Source organism: Lysinibacillus sp. GW821-FHT14F06, from assembly GCF_058803665.1.
The window spans coordinates 27931-45331 of the sequence record NZ_JBXAPF010000042.1 but is presented as its reverse complement, the minus strand read 5'-3'; the positions used below and the strand labels follow the sequence as shown (position 1 = coordinate 45331).

At 37.3% G+C, this 17401-nt stretch carries 20 protein-coding genes and 1 riboswitch; of the genes, 18 read left to right on the top strand and 2 right to left on the bottom strand.

The genetic code is table 11. The features are described from left to right. Positions 1–480 precede the first annotated feature (480 nt). The 6 genes from deoC to AC1RNS_RS23825 all read left to right on the top strand — a co-directional run bounded on the left by deoC (position 481) and on the right by AC1RNS_RS23825 (position 4445). Positions 481–1152 carry a deoxyribose-phosphate aldolase gene (gene deoC, locus AC1RNS_RS23850; protein WP_492996281.1) on the top strand — a complete coding sequence of 224 codons (672 nt, stop codon included), beginning with the start codon at positions 481–483 and terminating at the stop codon, positions 1150–1152. A 187-nt stretch (positions 1153–1339) separates the two neighbouring features. Next, positions 1340–1888: a MarR family winged helix-turn-helix transcriptional regulator gene (locus AC1RNS_RS23845; RefSeq protein ID WP_492996279.1), complete on the top strand. Its 549-nt coding sequence runs from the start codon at positions 1340–1342 to the stop codon at positions 1886–1888. 89 nt (positions 1889–1977) lie between these two features. After that, entirely contained in the window at positions 1978–3162 is a 1185-nt protein-coding gene (locus AC1RNS_RS23840) for an MFS transporter (RefSeq protein ID WP_492996278.1), read from the top strand. 206 nt (positions 3163–3368) lie between these two features. Then, complete coding sequence (locus AC1RNS_RS23835) at positions 3369–3596, top strand: spore coat associated protein CotJA (RefSeq protein ID WP_492996277.1); 228 nt, start codon at positions 3369–3371, stop codon at positions 3594–3596. Next, entirely contained in the window at positions 3589–3852 is a 264-nt protein-coding gene (locus tag AC1RNS_RS23830) for a spore coat protein CotJB (protein ID WP_283868756.1), read from the top strand. The genes AC1RNS_RS23835 and AC1RNS_RS23830 overlap by 8 nt, the downstream gene beginning before the upstream one ends. 23 nt (positions 3853–3875) lie before the next feature. Further along, positions 3876–4445 (top strand): manganese catalase family protein, encoded by a 570-nt coding sequence (locus AC1RNS_RS23825; protein ID WP_492996275.1) that lies wholly within the window; start codon positions 3876–3878, stop codon positions 4443–4445. A 54-nt stretch (positions 4446–4499) separates the two neighbouring features. On the opposite strand, the gene AC1RNS_RS23820 is transcribed toward AC1RNS_RS23825, so the two are convergent. Beyond that, entirely contained in the window at positions 4500–5156 is a 657-nt protein-coding gene (locus tag AC1RNS_RS23820) for a potassium channel family protein (RefSeq protein WP_492996273.1), read from the bottom strand. A gap of 28 nt (positions 5157–5184) precedes the next feature. Next, positions 5185–6522 (bottom strand): TrkH family potassium uptake protein, encoded by a 1338-nt coding sequence (locus tag AC1RNS_RS23815; protein WP_492996272.1) that lies wholly within the window; start codon positions 6520–6522, stop codon positions 5185–5187. Positions 6523–6641: 119 nt separating this feature from the next. Further along, positions 6642–6781: riboswitch (cyclic di-AMP (ydaO/yuaA leader) on the bottom strand. A 252-nt stretch (positions 6782–7033) separates the two neighbouring features. Between AC1RNS_RS23815 and rpsU the strand changes: the two genes are divergently transcribed. The 12 genes from rpsU to era all read left to right on the top strand — a co-directional run bounded on the left by rpsU (position 7034) and on the right by era (position 17344). Beyond that, complete coding sequence (gene rpsU, locus AC1RNS_RS23810) at positions 7034–7207, top strand: 30S ribosomal protein S21 (protein ID WP_004227078.1); 174 nt, start codon at positions 7034–7036, stop codon at positions 7205–7207. Positions 7208–7521: 314 nt separating this feature from the next. Continuing rightward, entirely contained in the window at positions 7522–8850 is a 1329-nt protein-coding gene (locus tag AC1RNS_RS23805; protein WP_492996269.1) for an NfeD family protein, read from the top strand. A 3-nt stretch (positions 8851–8853) separates the two neighbouring features. After that, entirely contained in the window at positions 8854–9858 is a 1005-nt protein-coding gene (floA, locus tag AC1RNS_RS23800) for a flotillin-like protein FloA (RefSeq protein WP_492996267.1), read from the top strand. Between the two features lie 27 nt (positions 9859–9885). After that, positions 9886–10377 carry a YqfB family membrane protein gene (locus AC1RNS_RS23795; RefSeq protein ID WP_492996266.1) on the top strand — a complete coding sequence of 164 codons (492 nt, stop codon included), beginning with the start codon at positions 9886–9888 and terminating at the stop codon, positions 10375–10377. Between the two features lie 54 nt (positions 10378–10431). Beyond that, on the top strand, positions 10432–10692 hold the full coding sequence (locus AC1RNS_RS23790) for a hypothetical protein (RefSeq protein WP_492996264.1): 261 nt from the start codon (positions 10432–10434) through the stop codon (positions 10690–10692). Then, positions 10682–11794: a sporulation protein YqfD gene (locus tag AC1RNS_RS23785; RefSeq protein ID WP_492996263.1), complete on the top strand. Its 1113-nt coding sequence runs from the start codon at positions 10682–10684 to the stop codon at positions 11792–11794. The genes AC1RNS_RS23790 and AC1RNS_RS23785 overlap by 11 nt, the downstream gene beginning before the upstream one ends. A gap of 2 nt (positions 11795–11796) precedes the next feature. Then, the gene (locus tag AC1RNS_RS23780) at positions 11797–12753 is read left to right on the top strand and encodes a PhoH family protein (RefSeq protein WP_492996261.1); all 957 of its coding nucleotides are present in this window, start codon (positions 11797–11799) and stop codon (positions 12751–12753) included. Positions 12754–12998: 245 nt separating this feature from the next. Further along, complete coding sequence (locus AC1RNS_RS23775; RefSeq protein WP_492996259.1) at positions 12999–15119, top strand: HD family phosphohydrolase; 2121 nt, start codon at positions 12999–13001, stop codon at positions 15117–15119. Positions 15120–15127: 8 nt separating this feature from the next. Next, positions 15128–15601 carry an rRNA maturation RNase YbeY gene (ybeY, locus tag AC1RNS_RS23770; RefSeq protein ID WP_492996257.1) on the top strand — a complete coding sequence of 158 codons (474 nt, stop codon included), beginning with the start codon at positions 15128–15130 and terminating at the stop codon, positions 15599–15601. Next, positions 15602–15952, top strand: coding sequence for a diacylglycerol kinase family protein (locus AC1RNS_RS23765; protein ID WP_492996256.1), 351 nt, complete (start codon positions 15602–15604; stop codon positions 15950–15952). Positions 15953–16026: 74 nt separating this feature from the next. Next, positions 16027–16440 (top strand): cytidine deaminase, encoded by a 414-nt coding sequence (locus tag AC1RNS_RS23760; protein ID WP_492996255.1) that lies wholly within the window; start codon positions 16027–16029, stop codon positions 16438–16440. Further along, positions 16427–17344: a GTPase Era gene (gene era / locus AC1RNS_RS23755; RefSeq protein ID WP_492996253.1), complete on the top strand. Its 918-nt coding sequence runs from the start codon at positions 16427–16429 to the stop codon at positions 17342–17344. Before AC1RNS_RS23760 ends, era begins: the two co-directional genes overlap by 14 nt. Positions 17345–17401 lie beyond the last annotated feature (57 nt).

Genomic DNA, 17401 nt, shown 5'->3' with positions numbered 1-17401 from the left:
AATTGAACCGCCGTATACGGAACCGTACGTACGGTGGTGTGAGAGGTCGGGAGTTAATCACTCCCTCCTACTCGATTTTGTGTAGAGTACAAAAAAGGAATGAAGCAGCGAAAAAATCATAGAAAGCTGATCGAAAGTGAAAGTAAGCTGAGCAAAAAAGAAATGAAAGCGAGCGAAAGTGAAAGTAAGCTGATCAAAAAAGAATGAAGCGGAGCGAAAGTAGGAGTAAGCTGAGCAAAAAGAAATGAAGCAGAGCGAAAGTGAGAGTAAGCTGAGTAAAAAAGGAACAATGCAGAGCGAAAGTAGAAACAAGCTAATCAAAAAATCATTTCTGATAGAGTTAAAGGTAAGAATCTCGATGTAGAATGAATGTAAGCAGGTATAACCCTCTATTGAATAAAAGAAATTAGACGATAACGTTAAAAAGTGATATGATTCCAAGAGGTACGTACATCTTGGAATGCGAAGGAGAGTTTTAAAATGGGACAAAATTTTGCACGTATGATTGATCATACTTTATTAAAGGCTGAGGCTACGCAAGAACAAATTGAAAAACTTTGTGCAGAGGCAAAACAATTTAGCTTTGCTTCAGTATGTGTAAATCCGACATGGGTTAAGTACAGTAGTGAGTTATTACAAGGATCAGACGTTTTAGTGTGTACAGTTATTGGTTTCCCGCTTGGTGCTAGTACATCTGCGGTCAAAGCATTTGAGGTAAAAGATGCAATTGCGAACGGTGCAAAAGAAGTGGATATGGTCATTAATATTGGTGCATTAAAGGATAAAAGATATGATGCTGTACAAGCTGATATTGCGGCAGTGGTTGAAGCGGCAAAAGGTAGTGCACTTGTGAAGGTTATTATTGAAGCATGCTTACTAACAGAAGAAGAGAAAGTGAAAGCATGTGAATTATCAGTGGCAGCAGGTGCAGATTATGTGAAAACTTCAACAGGTTTTTCTACTGGTGGCGCAACAGCAGAGGATATTGCTTTAATGCGTAAAACAGTAGGCCCAGAGCTTGGAGTAAAAGCTTCTGGTGGTGTACGAAGCTTAGAGGATATGAAAAAGATGATTGAGGCAGGGGCTACTCGTATTGGAGCAAGCTCAGGCGTAGCAATTATGAATGGCTTAATTTCAGACTCTAATTATTAATAATAATGAAAATCCTTAAATAGTAAGGGCTACGGGGCTGTTCTTTATGAACTAGCCCTTTTCTTTTATAAAATAATCATACAATTTGGCGTGCCTAATTTAGAATTATCTAGAAAACTGCTTGCATTAATCTTTGTTTATAGTTAGAATGTTAAATAGTTAGATAATCTAATTAAAAGGTGATGACATGACAAAATTAAAAAAAATGTTTACGCATGAAGATGATTTGCCAGTATTAGGTTTAGATCCATATATTGAGCTGATTCAAGCATCTTCTTCAAGTAATACAAATCAAGAAGAAGCAAAATTGGGATTAATGCTGTTGTGGTTAAGTGACTACGTTTTAGATGCAATGGATATTGAGCTGGCTCCTTTCGGAATTACGGAAAGTAAATTAGATCTACTATTATTGTTGACACTGCATGATGTTAGAAGAGCTACTCCATCTGCAATAGCTGAACGTTTAGGAATTACGAGGGCATCAGCAACTTCAATGATTGATTGGTTAGAAAAGAGAAATCTTGTTGTACGGAATCATAGCATAGAAGATCGGAGGAAAATTTATGTGAGCTTAACAGATGAAGGGCGTGCTTTTGTGGCTGACATTTTGCCAACTTTTTGGGCTGCTTGCGCTTCTAGCATGGTCGATTTGGAGCCTGAAGAACGGAAGGTATTTGAAAAGTTGGTGAAAAAACTATTAAAATCTATGCAGAGAAAACTAAAGGTGGAACGTTAAACTGTAGCGAGGTTGGTGCAGTTTAATTTTTAATCATTTAATTAGATTATCTAACTATAAGTTAATCGAATAAAAAGGGGATTTTTTTTATGAATAAAGCAATTATAGAAAACCAAGTAAATTATTCTCTAATGACCATTATTTTATCTTGGACAGGGATGGTAGTAATGTCCAGTTTGTATTTGACAATACCTCTTCTGAGTCTATTCAGTGAATATTTTCATATTTCTTTGTCTAAGGCAGGCCTCAGTTCAAGTATTTTTTCACTTGGATTTGCTACAGGATGCTTTTTCTATGGAGCAATATCAGAAAAATATGGACGAAAAAATGTAATTGTTATGGGGCTTTTTTCATTAAGTTGTATAACATTGCTATTAGGTATGACGAATGATTATTCTTTCATTATATTACTAAGAGGATTGCAGGGACTTGCAGCGGCTACATTTTCACCAGTGGCACTTGCTTATACGCTTGAAGTATTTCCAAATGATAAAAAAGTGGGAGCAGTTGGTTTTATAAGTACAGGTTTTCTCTTAGCTGGTATTGTAGGTCAGGTATTTAGTGGCTATGTAAGTGAACATACTTCTTGGCATGTCACTTTTTATGTTCTTTCACTAGTGTATCTTGCTACTGCCTTGCTAGTGTTTTGGTTATTACCAAAAGGTGGAACTGTTAATAAAGCAAAGAATATATGGGAACCAATGAAAAGGATAGGTATTATTTTTACCAATGGAAATTTGATATTTAGTTATATGATTGCTTTTGTTCTATTATTGTCCTTTGTGAGTATGTATATTATTTTGGGGGAGTACCTTACAAGTGATTCTTTTGGAATGAGTAGTCAAAAGTTGATTTATATTCGATCTATTGGTGTATTAGGAATGATCCTGTCACCTATTGCAGGGAAATTATCAAAGCGTTTGAATGTCCTGTCAGTACTAAAAGGAGCCTTGACTCTTTCTATTATCTCCTTATTAATGATGGGCTTTATGTCTAACATCGTTGGTTTATCCTTAATTAGTATTCTATTTGTTAGTGGTATTGCACTTGCGGTACCTTCATTAGTGTCACTTGTGGGTCAATTAGGTTGGAACATGGGAGGCATTGCAATATCTATGTATACAGTAATTTTATTTACTGGAACAAGTGTTGCGCCTATGATATCTGTTTATTTTATGAAAACTGGTAGCTTTACTTTTGCATTTATTCTCCTTGCTACAACACTTAGCATTGGATTAATTTCTGCTATGATGATTAGAATCAAAAGAAAATAATAAGTTTTTACTCCACTTTGGCTAGATGGATGATAACGTCCGTTTTTCCAATGAGGAGTTTTCTTGTCCATTTGCATTTGAACGAGCATTTAAATCTTACTTCTAATTTCACCACACTTATTTCCCCTTCGGCTTTTATTCAGAATAAAAAATTTTTCTACCTCATATACTCCACTGATGTAATTGAATACAGAAGGGAGGAAGCAATGTTTACGCAATATAAGTATTGGAAGCCTTATATTAGCCCATTTGATCCATGCCCGCCTATTAGAGTTAAAAGCTTTGCCACACCCCCACAATTGTATATGGGATTTCAACCACCTGGATTACCACAATTTCAAACGCCAAGAGAAGCTCTTATGGCTGGTACATTATGGCCGCAACTATTTAGTCCCTATCCAAATCCTGAAAAAGGAGGGATAAAAAATGAATAAAGAGATGCCGCCGGAATTTTATACATTACTCGAAGAAATTCAAGCTATTGATTTTGTCATTGTGGAGTTAAACCTTTATTTAGATACTCATCCTCATGATTATGATGCCATTCAGCAATTTAATGAAAAAACTGAAATAAGTATGAAACTAAAGAGAGATTTTGAAAAGAAATTCGGTCCTCTTATGAATTTCGGAAGAAGCTATTCTAATTATCCATTTAATTGGATTGATACACCGTGGCCGTGGCAAGTCTAACATGAGTTAGGAGGAATTTATTTTTGTGGTATTATGAAAAAAAACTCCAATATCCTGTCAGAGTGAGTACATGTAACCCAATGCTAGCAAAATTTTTAATTGAGCAGTATGGAGGGGCAGATGGGGAATTAGCAGCTGCACTTCGCTATATGAACCAGCGCTACACGATTCCAGATAAAGTGGTGGGACTATTAACAGATATTGCAACAGAGGAATTTTCGCACCTAGAAATGATTGCAACGATGATTTATAAGCTAACTAAAGATGCTACACCTGAGATGTTAAAGGAAGCTGGATTAGGGGATCATTATGTCAATCATGATAGAGCATTATTTTATCAAAATGCCTCTGGGGTACCGTTTACGGCAACCTATATTCAGGCGAAAGGTGACCCGATTGCTGATTTATATGAGGATATTGCGGCTGAAGAAAAGGCTCGTGCCACATACCAGTGGATTATTGACTTATCAGATGACACAGATTTGAATGATAGTCTGAAGTTTTTACGTGAACGGGAAATTGTTCATTCTCAACGCTTTAGAGAAGCTGTAGAGATATTAAAAGATGACAGAGATCAAAAGAAAATTTTCTAGGTGAAAAGTGGTGGTTGGCTGTATCAAGGAGAACTTGAGACAGCCTTTATGTTGTTATTGAATATTTGAAAATAAAGTAAGGTCTTTTCGATGACCAATCATCACTAATAAATCTTCCTTTTCTATATTCTGCTCAGGAGAAGGCGAAATAATTATTTCACCTTCACGAACAATGGCAATAACGCTGACGTTATATTTCGCACGCAAATCTAGATCTCGAAGATTTTGCCCAGCCATTTTGGAAGGAATCATAATTTCTTCTAAACTGTACTCCTTTGATAATTCAATATAATTTAGCATGTTTGGGGACAGTAACTGATTCGCTACACGCTCTCCCATATCTCGTTCAGGGTAGATAATCCAATCAGCACCTACTTTATCTAACACTTGCCCATGTCTTTTACCTAATGCCTTGGCAATAACTTTTTTTATTCCTAATTCTTTTAATAACGATACTGTTAAAATACTAGACTGCATATCGTTGCCAATTGCCACAATGACACAATCGAAATTACCTATTCCAATTGAGATTAAAGCTTTTTCTTCTGTTGTATCAGCTACAACGGCATGAGTAACATAGGGTTCTGCATCTTCCACTCTTTCCTCGTTAATGTCGATTCCCAATATTTCCTGTCCAGCTTCATGTAATCTACGGGCGACACTTGTTCCGAATCTTCCTAAACCTATTACGGCATATTGTTTAATAGCCATTAGATATAGCACGCTCCTCTAATTTGGGTTACCCAATCATTATATTTCCTTTTAGATGACGAAAAGCCTCTGATTTCCGTCTTTTTGTAATGGCAAATGCAATAGTTAGTGGACCAAGCCTGCCTGCGAACATTGTAAGAATAATAAGAAGACGACCAGCAGGAGATAGCTCTGGGGTCAGACCCATCGAAAGACCGACTGTACCAAATGCAGAGGTGGCCTCAAATAAATACATCATAAAGCTATGTTTTTGTTCTGTAATGCTAAGTATAATGGTGACAACAACGACAATCACCATCCCACACATTGTAACTGTCAATGCCTTTAAGATGGTTTCGTTGACAATTCTACGTTTAAATAGAACAACATCTTCTTTTCCTCTAATTTGTGACCACATTGTAGCTACTAAAACAGCGAAGGTTGTTATTTTAATTCCGCCAGCAGTGGATCCTGATCCAGCACCAATAAACATTAAGAGAATTATTAAGAATAATGTTGAATGTGTTAAGTCACCAATAGCAAGTGTATTAGAACCAGCCGTTCTAGGTGTAACAGCTTGATAAAGAGAACCTAATATTTTTCCCCCTTCTGATAATGGACCGATTGTTTTTTGGTTTCCATACTCGAACAAAAATATCAAAATCGTTGCACTAGCAGTTAAAAGTAGTGTAGTTGCTAAGACAATTTTGGTATGGACGGAAAGTCTTTTTGTCACCCGATATTCATACAATTCATTCATCACAATAAATCCTAAGCCCCCGATTGTAATGAGAGCACAAATTGTGAAAACAACAAAGGGGTCACCCACGTAGGTTGTCATTCCGTTAAAACCACCCATTAAATCAAAGCCTGCGTTGTTGAAATTGGAAATGGCATGAAAAAAACCAAAATAAAATGCTTTGCCTATCGACATGTCAAAAGAAAAACGAATCGATAAAATAAGACCACCGATAATTTCAATAAATGCTGTGAAGAGCAATATTCTTTTTACTAATTTAACAAGACCAGCAATGTTAATATTGTTGAATGCTTCCTTTAGCAACAGTCTCTCTTTTAAAGATATTTTTTTTCCAAGCAGTAAAAATAATAATGTCGCAAACGTCATAAACCCTAACCCACCAATTTGGATTAATAATAAAATGACTACTTCTCCAAAGACAGAAAATGTATCACCTGTATCGACAACAATTAACCCCGTTACACAAGTTGCAGAAGTAGCAGTAAATAATGAATCTAAAAAAGAAAGTCCTTTCCCATCCTCAGTGGCAAAAGGTAGTGTTAAAAGAATCGTCCCAATTACAATAATAAGTACAAAACCAAGTACGAGAATTTTGGGAGGATTTAATGTGTTTTTAAATGTGTTCATCTTATTCTCCTCTATTCAGTAAATAAAAAAGTCAATTCTTTTAACGGCAAAATAAAAAGACCACTTTTAAAAAGCATGTAAAGGCATAGAAAAACATGCTAATAATGGTGGTCTACTATGACCTCCTTCGCTTTAGCCGACGAAGTTAGCTGACGGGTAGGATGGCGAAAGAGATTCTCATCCCTTCTGCAATTGCAGAATTAACCCCAAAAGATTGGGTCCTCCGTTCTCAACATTTGAGATTTGGCCGATATGATTTTGAATGTGATTATTCTACGCCCATATTCTATTTTTTGTAAACCCCTAAATTGATAGGAAAATGTAATTATTTTTATTGTGACCTAAAAGTGTTTTAATAATTCGGCCAAAAATAAAACCAAAAATTCACTTGATAATTTCGTACACTTTCTATTGACCATTATTAGACAATACGGTATAATTCTTTAGTACACAACTGTTGGTTATTTGCCTATTTGTGTATTGACGTGTGTTCGGAGGGAGGGAAAGAGAGATGTCAAAAACTGTCGTTCGCAAAAACGAATCGCTTGAAGATGCTCTTCGCCGCTTCAAACGTACTGTATCAAAAAGTGGTACAATTCAGGAAGTTAGAAAGCGCGAGTTCTACGAAAAACCTAGCGTAAAACGTAAAAAGAAATCAGAAGCTGCACGTAAACGTAAGTGGTAATTTAATTTCCCATTAAAAATCCCTACGTTCATAACACGCAATTGTATGATTCACTGAGCAGACAAAAATATACCTGAAGTTAATCTTTTTTGATTAATTTCAGGTATTTTACATTATGCTCAAATTTGCGTACATATAAAAGGCCGAATGTAATCTTTCAGATTTATTCGGCTTTTTACATATGGTGAAGTACCAAAGGTTATGCCATACAAAGGATATATTCGCTGTATAATAAAATAATAAAAATATGTGAAACTTTTTACAAGGTCAGTCGTATATACAAGAGAGAAGCATGTAAGAAGGGAGGGAAAAAGATGCGAAGACGGAGAATCCTCAGCTATCTATTGGTTATTTGGATGACCTTTTTGTTAGCGTTTCCACTAACATCTGCTTTTGCAAGTAGTAAGGTCTACCACATACCAATCCAGAATGAAGTAGAACGAGGTCTTCACGCATTTTTAGAACGAGCTTTTAAAGAGGCGGAAGAAAATAATGCTGAGGCGATTATTTTAGACATTCATACGCCTGGCGGTTTCGTGAATGTAGCAGGGGATATCGCAATGTTAATGGATGCGACGCCTATAAGAAAAATTGCGTTTATTAATAGAGATGCCCATTCAGCAGGTGCTTTTCTAGCCTTACATGCAGATGAAATCTATATGGTCCCAAATGGAACAATCGGTGCGGCTGCAGTGATTGACTCAGCAGGTAAAGCAGCAGATTTAAAGTCTCATAGTGCATGGGTTGCTCAAATGGAGGCAGCTGCAGAGGCAAAAAATCGAAACCCATTATATGCACGAGCAATGGCAGATGTATCTGTGGATTTATCAGAATTTCGAGCGGGGAAGGGAAATTTATTAACGCTATCAGCTTCAGAAGCAGAAAAAGTTGATTATTCTAAAGGAACGGTTTCGAATTTCCAGGAGCTACTTGAAAAAACAAAGTTAAAGGGTAGTGAAGTCGTATCGATTGAACCTACTTTTTCTGAAAAACTTGCTCGGTTTATTACGAATCCAATTATCGTGCCAATTTTATTGTCAATTGCTAGCTTAGGGCTTGTGATGGAGCTATATTCGCCAGGTTTCGGTGTTCCAGGTATAATGGGATTATCAGCACTTGGATTATTTTTCTTTGGTCATATGGTGGCAGGCTTAGCTGGTTATGAATCTTTACTGTTATTCATTTTGGGCTTAGCGCTTGTCATTGCAGAGTTTTTTGTCCCCGGTGGTATTATTGGTATTTTAGGTGGCGTGCTAATATTACTAAGTCTCATACTGGCAGGTGCAAGCATGATGCAAATGATTATAGCAATTTTCATTGCGCTTGTTGTTGCGATAATAGGAATGGTGATCCTGATGAAATTTTTCGGTAAAAAATTGCATGTCTTAAACAAATTAGTATTGATGGATGCAACAACGACGGAAGAGGGCTATGTGTCTAATATTAACCGTCCAGAGTTGCTTGGAAAAGTGGGGAAAACGATTACACCACTTCGTCCTGCAGGTACGATACTATTTGGAAGTGAGCGCATTGATGTGGTATCAGAAGGCGGCTATGTTGATGCTGGGAAACATGTAGAAATTATTAAAGTAGAGGGCTCACGTATTGTTGTGAGACCATCAGAAAAAGAGATGGAGGAGTAATAAATGGGATTTGATTTAGCCTTAATAGGTCCAATTGTCGGGCTAGTCTTATTATTTATTGTAGTTGCAGTATTCTTTACCTTTGTACCAGTAGCACTGTGGATTTCTGCACTTGCAGCAGGCGTCCGTGTTAGTATTTTCACATTAATCGGGATGCGTTTACGTCGAGTAATTCCATCACGAATTGTGAATCCTTTAATTAAAGCACATAAAGCAGGCTTACCTGTGACGATTAATCAACTAGAAAGTCACTATTTAGCAGGTGGTAATGTTGACCGAGTTGTCAATGCGTTAATCGCAGCCCATCGTGCAAATATCGAGTTAACATTTGAACGCTGTGCAGCAATCGATCTAGCTGGTCGTGATGTATTAGAAGCGGTACAAATGTCTGTTAACCCGAAAGTCATTGAAACACCATTTATTGCAGGTGTTGCGATGAATGGGATTGAAGTAAAAGCAAAGGCACGTATTACTGTTCGTGCAAACATCGAACGTTTAGTCGGTGGTGCTGGTGAAGAAACAGTTATTGCCCGTGTAGGTGAAGGGATTGTTTCAACAATTGGTAGTGCTTCTAGTCATACAACGGTTCTTGAAAATCCAGATATGATTTCTCAAACTGTTTTATCTAAGGGCTTAGATTCTGGTACAGCATTTGAAATCTTATCGATTGATATTGCGGATGTTGATATCGGTAAAAATATCGGTGCAGAATTACAAATTGAACAAGCGCAAGCAGATAAAAATATTGCTCAAGCGAAGGCTGAGGAACGTCGTGCTATGGCCGTTGCAAACGAGCAGGAAATGATTGCCCGCGTTCAAGAAATGAAAGCCAAAGTAGTAGAAGCAGAGGCTGAGGTACCACAAGCGATGGCAGAGGCACTTCGTTCTGGTAATCTTGGTATAATGGATTACATGAACTATCGAAATATTCAAGCAGATACAGCTATGCGAGACTCAATTTCTAAAGTAAGCTCAGATAAATCAGAAACAAATGAACCTAACGCCTAAAAAAACGGAAAGGAGCGGTACTAATATATGGAACAATTAATTATATTTGCGATAATTGCCATAGTCAGCTCTATTTTCGGTAAATCAAAAACTAAAAAAGAACATAAACAAATGCCACCTTTCAATAAGGGTTCCCATGTTGAACCAACCACTTTGACAAAAGCAGAAGTGGCTCCTTCTCAACGACCTGTTGTTAAATCACAAAACTTTGAGGATTTTGCACGTGAATTTTTAGGCGAGTGGAAGAACAATGACCCTAAGGTAGAACAGACGAAGAATATTGTCGAAGAAAAAGGCAGAGAGGAAGAACCTAGCTATGTAGCACCACCAATCGTTCCAATTGAGTCAGTGAGTCGTGCCTCAAATCGAAAAAGTGTTGGTCGCTTAGAAACTGGGAAAAATATTAAAGAAGCAGCTCAATCACATTCTGCTTTTCAATTACCGAATTCAAAAAGATCTTTGATGCAGGCTGTTGTCATGGCGGAGGTTTTAGGTCCTCCAAAAGCAAAAAGAAAATAACTAGCATGTCCTCCTTTTTCGAAGCATATATTGCCGAAGAAGGAGGCATTTTTTATGAAAAAATTATTTCAGTTGACGCCGCTGCTTGAATTATCGCAATATGAATCATTAAAAATCATTGGCCCATATCGTTTTCTTCATGCAGATGCTTCGTCATGCTCCTTTATTTATGCTGACTATCATATAATGGTGCGAGGAAAATCATTGGACATTCATGCTCTTAAAGAAGAGATGCTTCACCTTTCTGTAGAGGATCTACAGGAACTTCATGTGAAAATGACAAAGGATATGGGTGTGAGGGATAATGTGGAATAACCGACCAATTATCATACGTATAAAGCGCCATGAAAATGTTCATCCTTTTATTCAAGCATTGCATGTACAGCATGTGCCATTAAAGCGTGTTGTCTTTCGTGAGCAAGAGGTTACCTTTGAAACGACAATGCATTATTTACCAAAAATTCGTCGTGTACGTAGGCATTATCGACTGAAGATGGCTGTCTATTATTCGGATGAGCTTCAGGTTTTTCGAGCACAGCTTTGGACTGTACTTGGTTTGGCAATGATGATTGCCATTCCATTGCTATGTGCACAAGTTATTTGGCGTGTTGATATCAAAGCAGCGTCACCAGAATTAGAGCAGCGTATTGACAAAACCTTTCAAGAAACCTTTCAATTAGAAAAGCCTATGTCTAAAAAAAATTTACCATCTGATGCTATTATTCGTCAGAAGCTACTTGAAGCGCATCGTGATCTTTCATGGGTGCACATTGAAAAGCATGGAGGACGTGTTATTTTACGACCTCAGGAATCACCTAAACAAACAAAACTAACGAATGAAAAGCTTGCTTCACATTTAGTTGCAACAAAAAGTGGCGTTATTACGCATTTTAATATCCAAAATGGAGAGCGGAAAATTTCAGTGAATGATACTGCCTACGAAGGTGATGTCCTTGTTAGTGGTGTTATTGAAAGCGGTACAGATCAAGTGTTTGTTGGTGCAAAAGGTGAGGTCTATGCTGATTATTGGCTGGAATGTTCATTTAAAATTCCAACAAAAATAACATTAGAAACGCTACAGCAGAAGCAATGGCGTGTATTAGTGAAGGGCATCCATCAAGAAAAAATTGACTATGTGCAAAAGAAAGATTTACCGAACTGGCTTGATCCGTATGTTTCAATTGTGGAAGAGCAGAACACTAAAAAAATGCAGGTAGAGCTTGATAAATCCAAAGTCGATTCTTTACTTTTACCATTATTACATGAAAAGGTTATACGTTCATTACCTGCGAAAACGGTCATTAAAAAAGAAAACCTTTTACAGGTAAAGTGGGAGAATGGTACAGTTGAAGGGAAAGTTCTATTTTTAGTCAATGAAAACATTGCAAACCCAATACAAGGCCAACAAGGAGAATGATTATGTCAGAACATTTAACTGTTTTACAAGTGGATAATCCTAACGAAGCGGTTATGCTACTCGGAATTTCCGATGCCAATATGAAATTAATCGAAGAGGCTCTTCAAGTTCATATTATTACACGTGGAGAACAAATTCAGTTAGCTGGTGAAGAGGATGCAAAGGAACAAGCAACATTTCTTTTACAGGCACTTTTAAAGGTCATCCGCAAAGGAATTAATATTGATCAACGTGATGTTGCAACAGCTATTGAAATGACACAAAAAGGAACAATCGAATATTTTGCAGAACTTTATGATGAAGAAATAGCACGCACAACAAAAGGAAAACCAATTCGTGCAAAAACAATTGGTCAACGAGAATACATACAAGCAATCCGCCATAAAGACGTTGTTTTCGGTATTGGTCCTGCTGGTACTGGGAAAACGTATTTAGCGGTAGTCATGGCAACACAAGCACTAAAAAATGGGCACGTCAAACGTATTATTTTAACACGTCCTGCAGTAGAAGCAGGAGAGTCCTTAGGCTTTCTTCCTGGAGATTTGAAGGAAAAGGTTGATCCATATTTACGACCACTCTACGATGCTTTAAATGATATCTATGGAGCTGAGCAAACACAGCGTCTTATTGAACGAGGCACGATTGAAATTGCACCATTAGCATACATGCGTGGGCGAACATTAGATGATGCCTTTGTTATTTTAGATGAAGCTCAAAATACGACACATCCGCAAATGAAAATGTTTTTAACGCGATTAGGCTTTGGTTCGAAAATGGTTATTACTGGCGATAAAACGCAAATCGACCTACCTAAAAATACAGAATCTGGATTGATTGTTGCAGAACGTACATTAAAATATGTTAAACCAATTCATTTCCAAATATTAGAACAAGGTGATGTAGTACGACATCCAGTCGTTGCAAAAATCATCCAAGCTTACGAAGATCAGCAGCTTTAGATTGGTTGCTAAGAAAGCGAAGCGTCAGGTACAATGGTATCTTTCTTGTGGCATGTAGTAGTAGAAATGCTCATGCTAAAAAGATACACACGGATTTATCGTTTTTGCGCGAATTTGGTTGTAAAATGGGAAAATAATGTGACAGCTATACTAAATTGTATAGCTGTTTTTTTCTTTCTTATACATTTTTCGAGAAAAATGTTTTTTGAATTGGTATGATAGTAAGTAGATAGAGGAGGTGCCGAATGGAGAAACAACTTCGAAAACTTACTGAACTAATCGGTTTTCGCTATTTTTTAATTGTCGTTCTCATCTTAACAGGGTCCCTGCAATTTGCCTTTATGTATGGCAATGTTAAAGGTGTTACATATGATTTCAAACCATTACAATTAGCGCCAGAAACAGTTCGATCAACAAAAACGATTGAAGACACTTATAAAACACAGCAAGAACGAGAGAAAGCAGCTAATGCAGTTGCACCAGTCTATCAATTTTCAGAGGATGTCGCAAAGCAACGTGCTGCAATTGTCACATCATTATTTGACTATGTACTTGAAGTGAAGAAAGATGTTGAGAAAAGCAAAGAGCCTGTTCCGAATGTGGACCAAGTGGCACAGCTTCGCAAAAAATTTGAATCCATTGATTCAGATCAAATGCCTATCATCTTTACGGATTCACAGCTAGAGGGGTTGCTCATACAAAGTGAGGCAGATTTAACAAGAACAAGCACTCAACTTTCTAAGCTCGTCCAAGAATATTTACAGAAATCCATTCGTGCAGAAAATGTATACGTGGCACAAAATGATTTTGAAACGAAAATTCGCGGACAGCGAGGCTATCCAGATAGAATTTATAATACTGTTGTCTTAATTGGGCGTACAAGTATTATCGAAAACGAAACAATTAATGAGGAACAAACGAAAATTCGTAAGGAGCAGGCGAAAGAATCGATTGAGCCAACTCGAATTCTTCAAGGCCAAATCATTGTACAGGAAGGTCAGATTATAGATAATGAGGCGTTTCGTCAATTAGAGCTTTTAGGTATGGTGAGTAATAAGGCATCCTTAAAACCAATCGCGGGTCTTATTATTTTAATCTTCCTGCAAATGATGTTTATGTTTATTCTGTTTGAACGCTTGGAGGCAGATGAGCATAAAAAACGAAATAGCTTATTGGTAACAGGTATTGTGTATACCCTCTCTGTTGTGCTGATGAAATTTATTAGCTTAGTCTCAGGTGGCTTTGACGTTACTGTTGCATTTCTATTTCCAACAGCTTTGGCGACAATGCTGGTCAGATTATTAGCGAATGAACGTGCAGCAGTTTTGATTACAGTGATGACAGCAGCGTCTGCAGGAGTAATTTTTCAAGAGGGATATTCATCTGTTATGCAGATGGAAATTACACTGTATATTATTTTTGGAGGCTTTGCGAGCATCTTCTTTATGCGTAGTGTGGAAAAACGTTCGCATATTTTACATGCTGTAGGTGTCATTGGATTAGTCAATATAGCTTTTATTGCTTTTTATTTACTGATGACACAATCATCTTATGGTTTGTCGGAGTTATTGTTTTATTTTATCGCAGCCATGTTATCGGCCTTACTTTCAGGAGCTCTGACAATGGGGCTTTTACCATTTTTTGAATCAGCATTTGGTCTTTTATCGTCGTTGCGTTTAATTGAGCTTTCTAATCCGAACCATCCATTGTTGAAAAAGTTACTAATGGAAGCACCAGGAACATATCATCATAGTGTAATGGTTGCAAATTTGGCGGAGGCAGCATGTGAGGAAATTGGGGCGGACGGATTATTAGCACGAGTTGGGTGTTATTATCATGATATTGGGAAAACGAAACGTCCAGCATTTTTCATTGAAAATCAGATGTCAGGGAATAATCCACATGATTCATTACCGCCAGAGACGAGTGCAGAAATTATTATTGCACATACCACTGATGGTGCTGAGATGTTAAAACGCTATAAAATGCCTCAGGAAATCATTGATATTGCCTTGCAACATCACGGAACAAGTTTATTGAAATTCTTCTTATACAAAGCAAAGGAAGAAGGAAAAGATTTTGATGAAGCTAAGTTCCGCTATCCTGGTCCAAAACCTCAAACAAAGGAAGCGGCTGTTATTAGTGTAGCGGATAGCGTTGAAGCGGCAGTACGCTCGATGAAGGAACCTAATGCAGAAAAAATTCATAAGCTTGTACGAGCTATTATTGATGATAGAGTACAGGATCATCAGTTTGATGAATGCGATATTTCAATAAAAGAGTTAAAATGTATAGAGCGAGTACTTTGTGAAACGCTGAATGGAATTTTCCACTCACGTATTGAATATCCAAAGGCAGATAAGTAGGAGGATCTATGATTTTAACAATTGATTTTACAGATGAAACAAATGAAGTGACAAAAGAACATATGGAGCTTGTTGAGCAGCTATTACAGCATGCTGCGAAAATAGAAAATATTGAACCCGAAACAGAAGTATCGGTGACCTTTGTTACAAATGAAGCGATTCAAGAAATAAACCGAGAATATCGTGATAAGGATCAGCCTACAGATGTAATTTCATTTGCTCTAGAGGAATTAGGAGAAGGTGAAATAGAAGTTACCTTTGAAGGAATGCCTCGCATTTTGGGAGATATCATTATTTCAACGGATCGTACAAAAGAACAAGCACAGGAATATGGTCATTCATTTGAAAGAGAATTAGGATTTTTAGCGGTCCATGGATTCTTGCACTTACTTGGCTACGATCACATGGTACCTGAAGATGAAAAAATTATGTTTGGTAAGCAAGATGAGATTTTACAATCTTTTGGCTTAGGACGGGATTAAATGGATGTTCGCAAATATGTACACTCTTTTGGCTATGCCTTTATAGGGATTAAGACAGCTTGTGCAGAGCAAAACTTTAAGTCACATTTGCTAAGTGCAGGAGTTGTATTGATTGCTGGCTATTTTACAGGATTATCACGTATGGAATGGTATATTGTGCTTTTGCTAATAGCACTCATGTTTGCGCTTGAAATGGTGAACACTGCAATTGAACGTGTTGTGGATTTAGCATCACCGAATATTCATCCACTTGCCAAGCAAGCGAAGGATCTTGCGGCAGGCGCTGTACTTGTATTTGCGATATTCAGTGCTATAATCGGATTACTCATCTTTATACCGAAATGGTTTTAGCTTTAATAATTTTTCGGTCATAAAGGATCAACAAGCTGAAGAATTAGGATTTATTTTGCAAAAGGAGAACTTTAATGACAATTGATATGCATGCATTACTAGAAGAATCAAAAAAAGCGCGTGAAAAGGCCTATGTTCCTTATTCTAAATTTAAAGTAGGCGCGGCCCTTTTAACAATAAACGGTGAGGTTATCCATGGCTGTAATATTGAAAATGCTGGCTATAGTATGACCAATTGTGCTGAAAGAACTGCATTTTTCAAGGCTGTATCAGAAGGAATTTATGACTTTCAGGCAATTGCTATAGTTGCTGATACAGACGGACCATGTGCGCCGTGTGGAGCTTGTCGTCAAGTGATGATGGAGTTTTGTGCTCCTTCCATGCCTGTTTATTTAACAAACTTAAAAGGTGATGTAACAGTAACGTCAGTTGGCGAATTACTACCATTTGCATTTACAACGGAGGATCTAGAAAATGCTGGAAAATAATACAGGCTATAAGTCAGGCTTTATCTCCATTATCGGTCGACCAAATGTTGGGAAGTCAACATTCTTAAACCGTGTTATTGGTCAAAAAATTGCGATTATGAGTGATAAGCCACAAACAACACGAAATAAAGTACAAGGTGTACTAACAACAAATGATAGCCAAATGATTTTTATTGATACACCTGGAATCCACAAACCTAAGCATAAGCTTGGCGATTTCATGCTTAAAGTTTCTAAAAATACATTGCGAGAAGTGGATGTTATTATGTTCATGGTCAATGCAGAGCAGAAACTTGGAAAGGGTGATGAATTCATCCTTGAAATGCTGGCAGGGAACCCAACGCCTGTCTTCCTAGTCATCAATAAAATAGATCAAATCCATCCCGATGAATTAATAGGAATCATCGAGAGCTACAAAGATCGCTATAACTTTGCGGAGATTGTTCCAATTTCAGCATTACAAGGAAATAATGTTGAGAATCTGCTGGCAACATTAACGAAATACTTGCCAGAAGGTCCGCAGTACTATCCGGCAGACCAAGTAACAGACCATCCTGAACGATTTATTATTTCAGAGTTAATTCGTGAAAAAGTATTACACTTAACACGCGAAGAAGTGCCACATTCGATTGCAGTCGTTATTGATAAAATTCGCCGCGATGAGGAAAATGAAGATAAAATTCATGTAGCAGCTACGATTATCGTGGAAAGAGATTCTCAAAAAGGTATTGTGATTGGTAAACGTGGAGCACTATTAAAAGAAGTAGGTATACGTGCACGAAAAGATATTGAGATGCTTCTTGGTTCAAAAGTCTATTTAGAGCTTTGGGTAAAGGTGCAAAAAGATTGGCGAAACAAATCAACACATTTACGTGACCTTGGTTTCCGTGATGATGAATATTAAGAGGTCATGCTGTTAAAGAAATAACAATATAGCCCATTAATCGTTTGAATGGAGCTG

What these genes read in the sequence shown, in the direction of transcription:
- deoC (WP_492996281.1), top strand. Translation starts at nt 481, where the DNA reads ATGGGACAAAATTTTGCACGTATGATTGATCATACTTTATTAAAGGCT.
- AC1RNS_RS23845 (WP_492996279.1), top strand. Translation starts at nt 1,340, where the DNA reads ATGACAAAATTAAAAAAAATGTTTACGCATGAAGATGATTTGCCAGTA.
- AC1RNS_RS23840 (WP_492996278.1), top strand. Translation starts at nt 1,978, where the DNA reads ATGAATAAAGCAATTATAGAAAACCAAGTAAATTATTCTCTAATGACC.
- AC1RNS_RS23835 (WP_492996277.1), top strand. Translation starts at nt 3,369, where the DNA reads ATGTTTACGCAATATAAGTATTGGAAGCCTTATATTAGCCCATTTGAT.
- AC1RNS_RS23830 (WP_283868756.1), top strand. Translation starts at nt 3,589, where the DNA reads ATGAATAAAGAGATGCCGCCGGAATTTTATACATTACTCGAAGAAATT.
- AC1RNS_RS23820 (WP_492996273.1), bottom strand. Translation starts at nt 5,156, where the DNA reads ATGGCTATTAAACAATATGCCGTAATAGGTTTAGGAAGATTCGGAACA.
- AC1RNS_RS23815 (WP_492996272.1), bottom strand. Translation starts at nt 6,522, where the DNA reads ATGAACACATTTAAAAACACATTAAATCCTCCCAAAATTCTCGTACTT.
- rpsU (WP_004227078.1), top strand. Translation starts at nt 7,034, where the DNA reads ATGTCAAAAACTGTCGTTCGCAAAAACGAATCGCTTGAAGATGCTCTT.
- AC1RNS_RS23805 (WP_492996269.1), top strand. Translation starts at nt 7,522, where the DNA reads ATGCGAAGACGGAGAATCCTCAGCTATCTATTGGTTATTTGGATGACC.
- floA (WP_492996267.1), top strand. Translation starts at nt 8,854, where the DNA reads ATGGGATTTGATTTAGCCTTAATAGGTCCAATTGTCGGGCTAGTCTTA.
- AC1RNS_RS23795 (WP_492996266.1), top strand. Translation starts at nt 9,886, where the DNA reads ATGGAACAATTAATTATATTTGCGATAATTGCCATAGTCAGCTCTATT.
- AC1RNS_RS23790 (WP_492996264.1), top strand. Translation starts at nt 10,432, where the DNA reads ATGAAAAAATTATTTCAGTTGACGCCGCTGCTTGAATTATCGCAATAT.
- AC1RNS_RS23785 (WP_492996263.1), top strand. Translation starts at nt 10,682, where the DNA reads ATGTGGAATAACCGACCAATTATCATACGTATAAAGCGCCATGAAAAT.
- AC1RNS_RS23780 (WP_492996261.1), top strand. Translation starts at nt 11,797, where the DNA reads ATGTCAGAACATTTAACTGTTTTACAAGTGGATAATCCTAACGAAGCG.
- AC1RNS_RS23775 (WP_492996259.1), top strand. Translation starts at nt 12,999, where the DNA reads ATGGAGAAACAACTTCGAAAACTTACTGAACTAATCGGTTTTCGCTAT.
- ybeY (WP_492996257.1), top strand. Translation starts at nt 15,128, where the DNA reads ATGATTTTAACAATTGATTTTACAGATGAAACAAATGAAGTGACAAAA.
- AC1RNS_RS23765 (WP_492996256.1), top strand. Translation starts at nt 15,602, where the DNA reads ATGGATGTTCGCAAATATGTACACTCTTTTGGCTATGCCTTTATAGGG.
- AC1RNS_RS23760 (WP_492996255.1), top strand. Translation starts at nt 16,027, where the DNA reads ATGACAATTGATATGCATGCATTACTAGAAGAATCAAAAAAAGCGCGT.
- era (WP_492996253.1), top strand. Translation starts at nt 16,427, where the DNA reads ATGCTGGAAAATAATACAGGCTATAAGTCAGGCTTTATCTCCATTATC.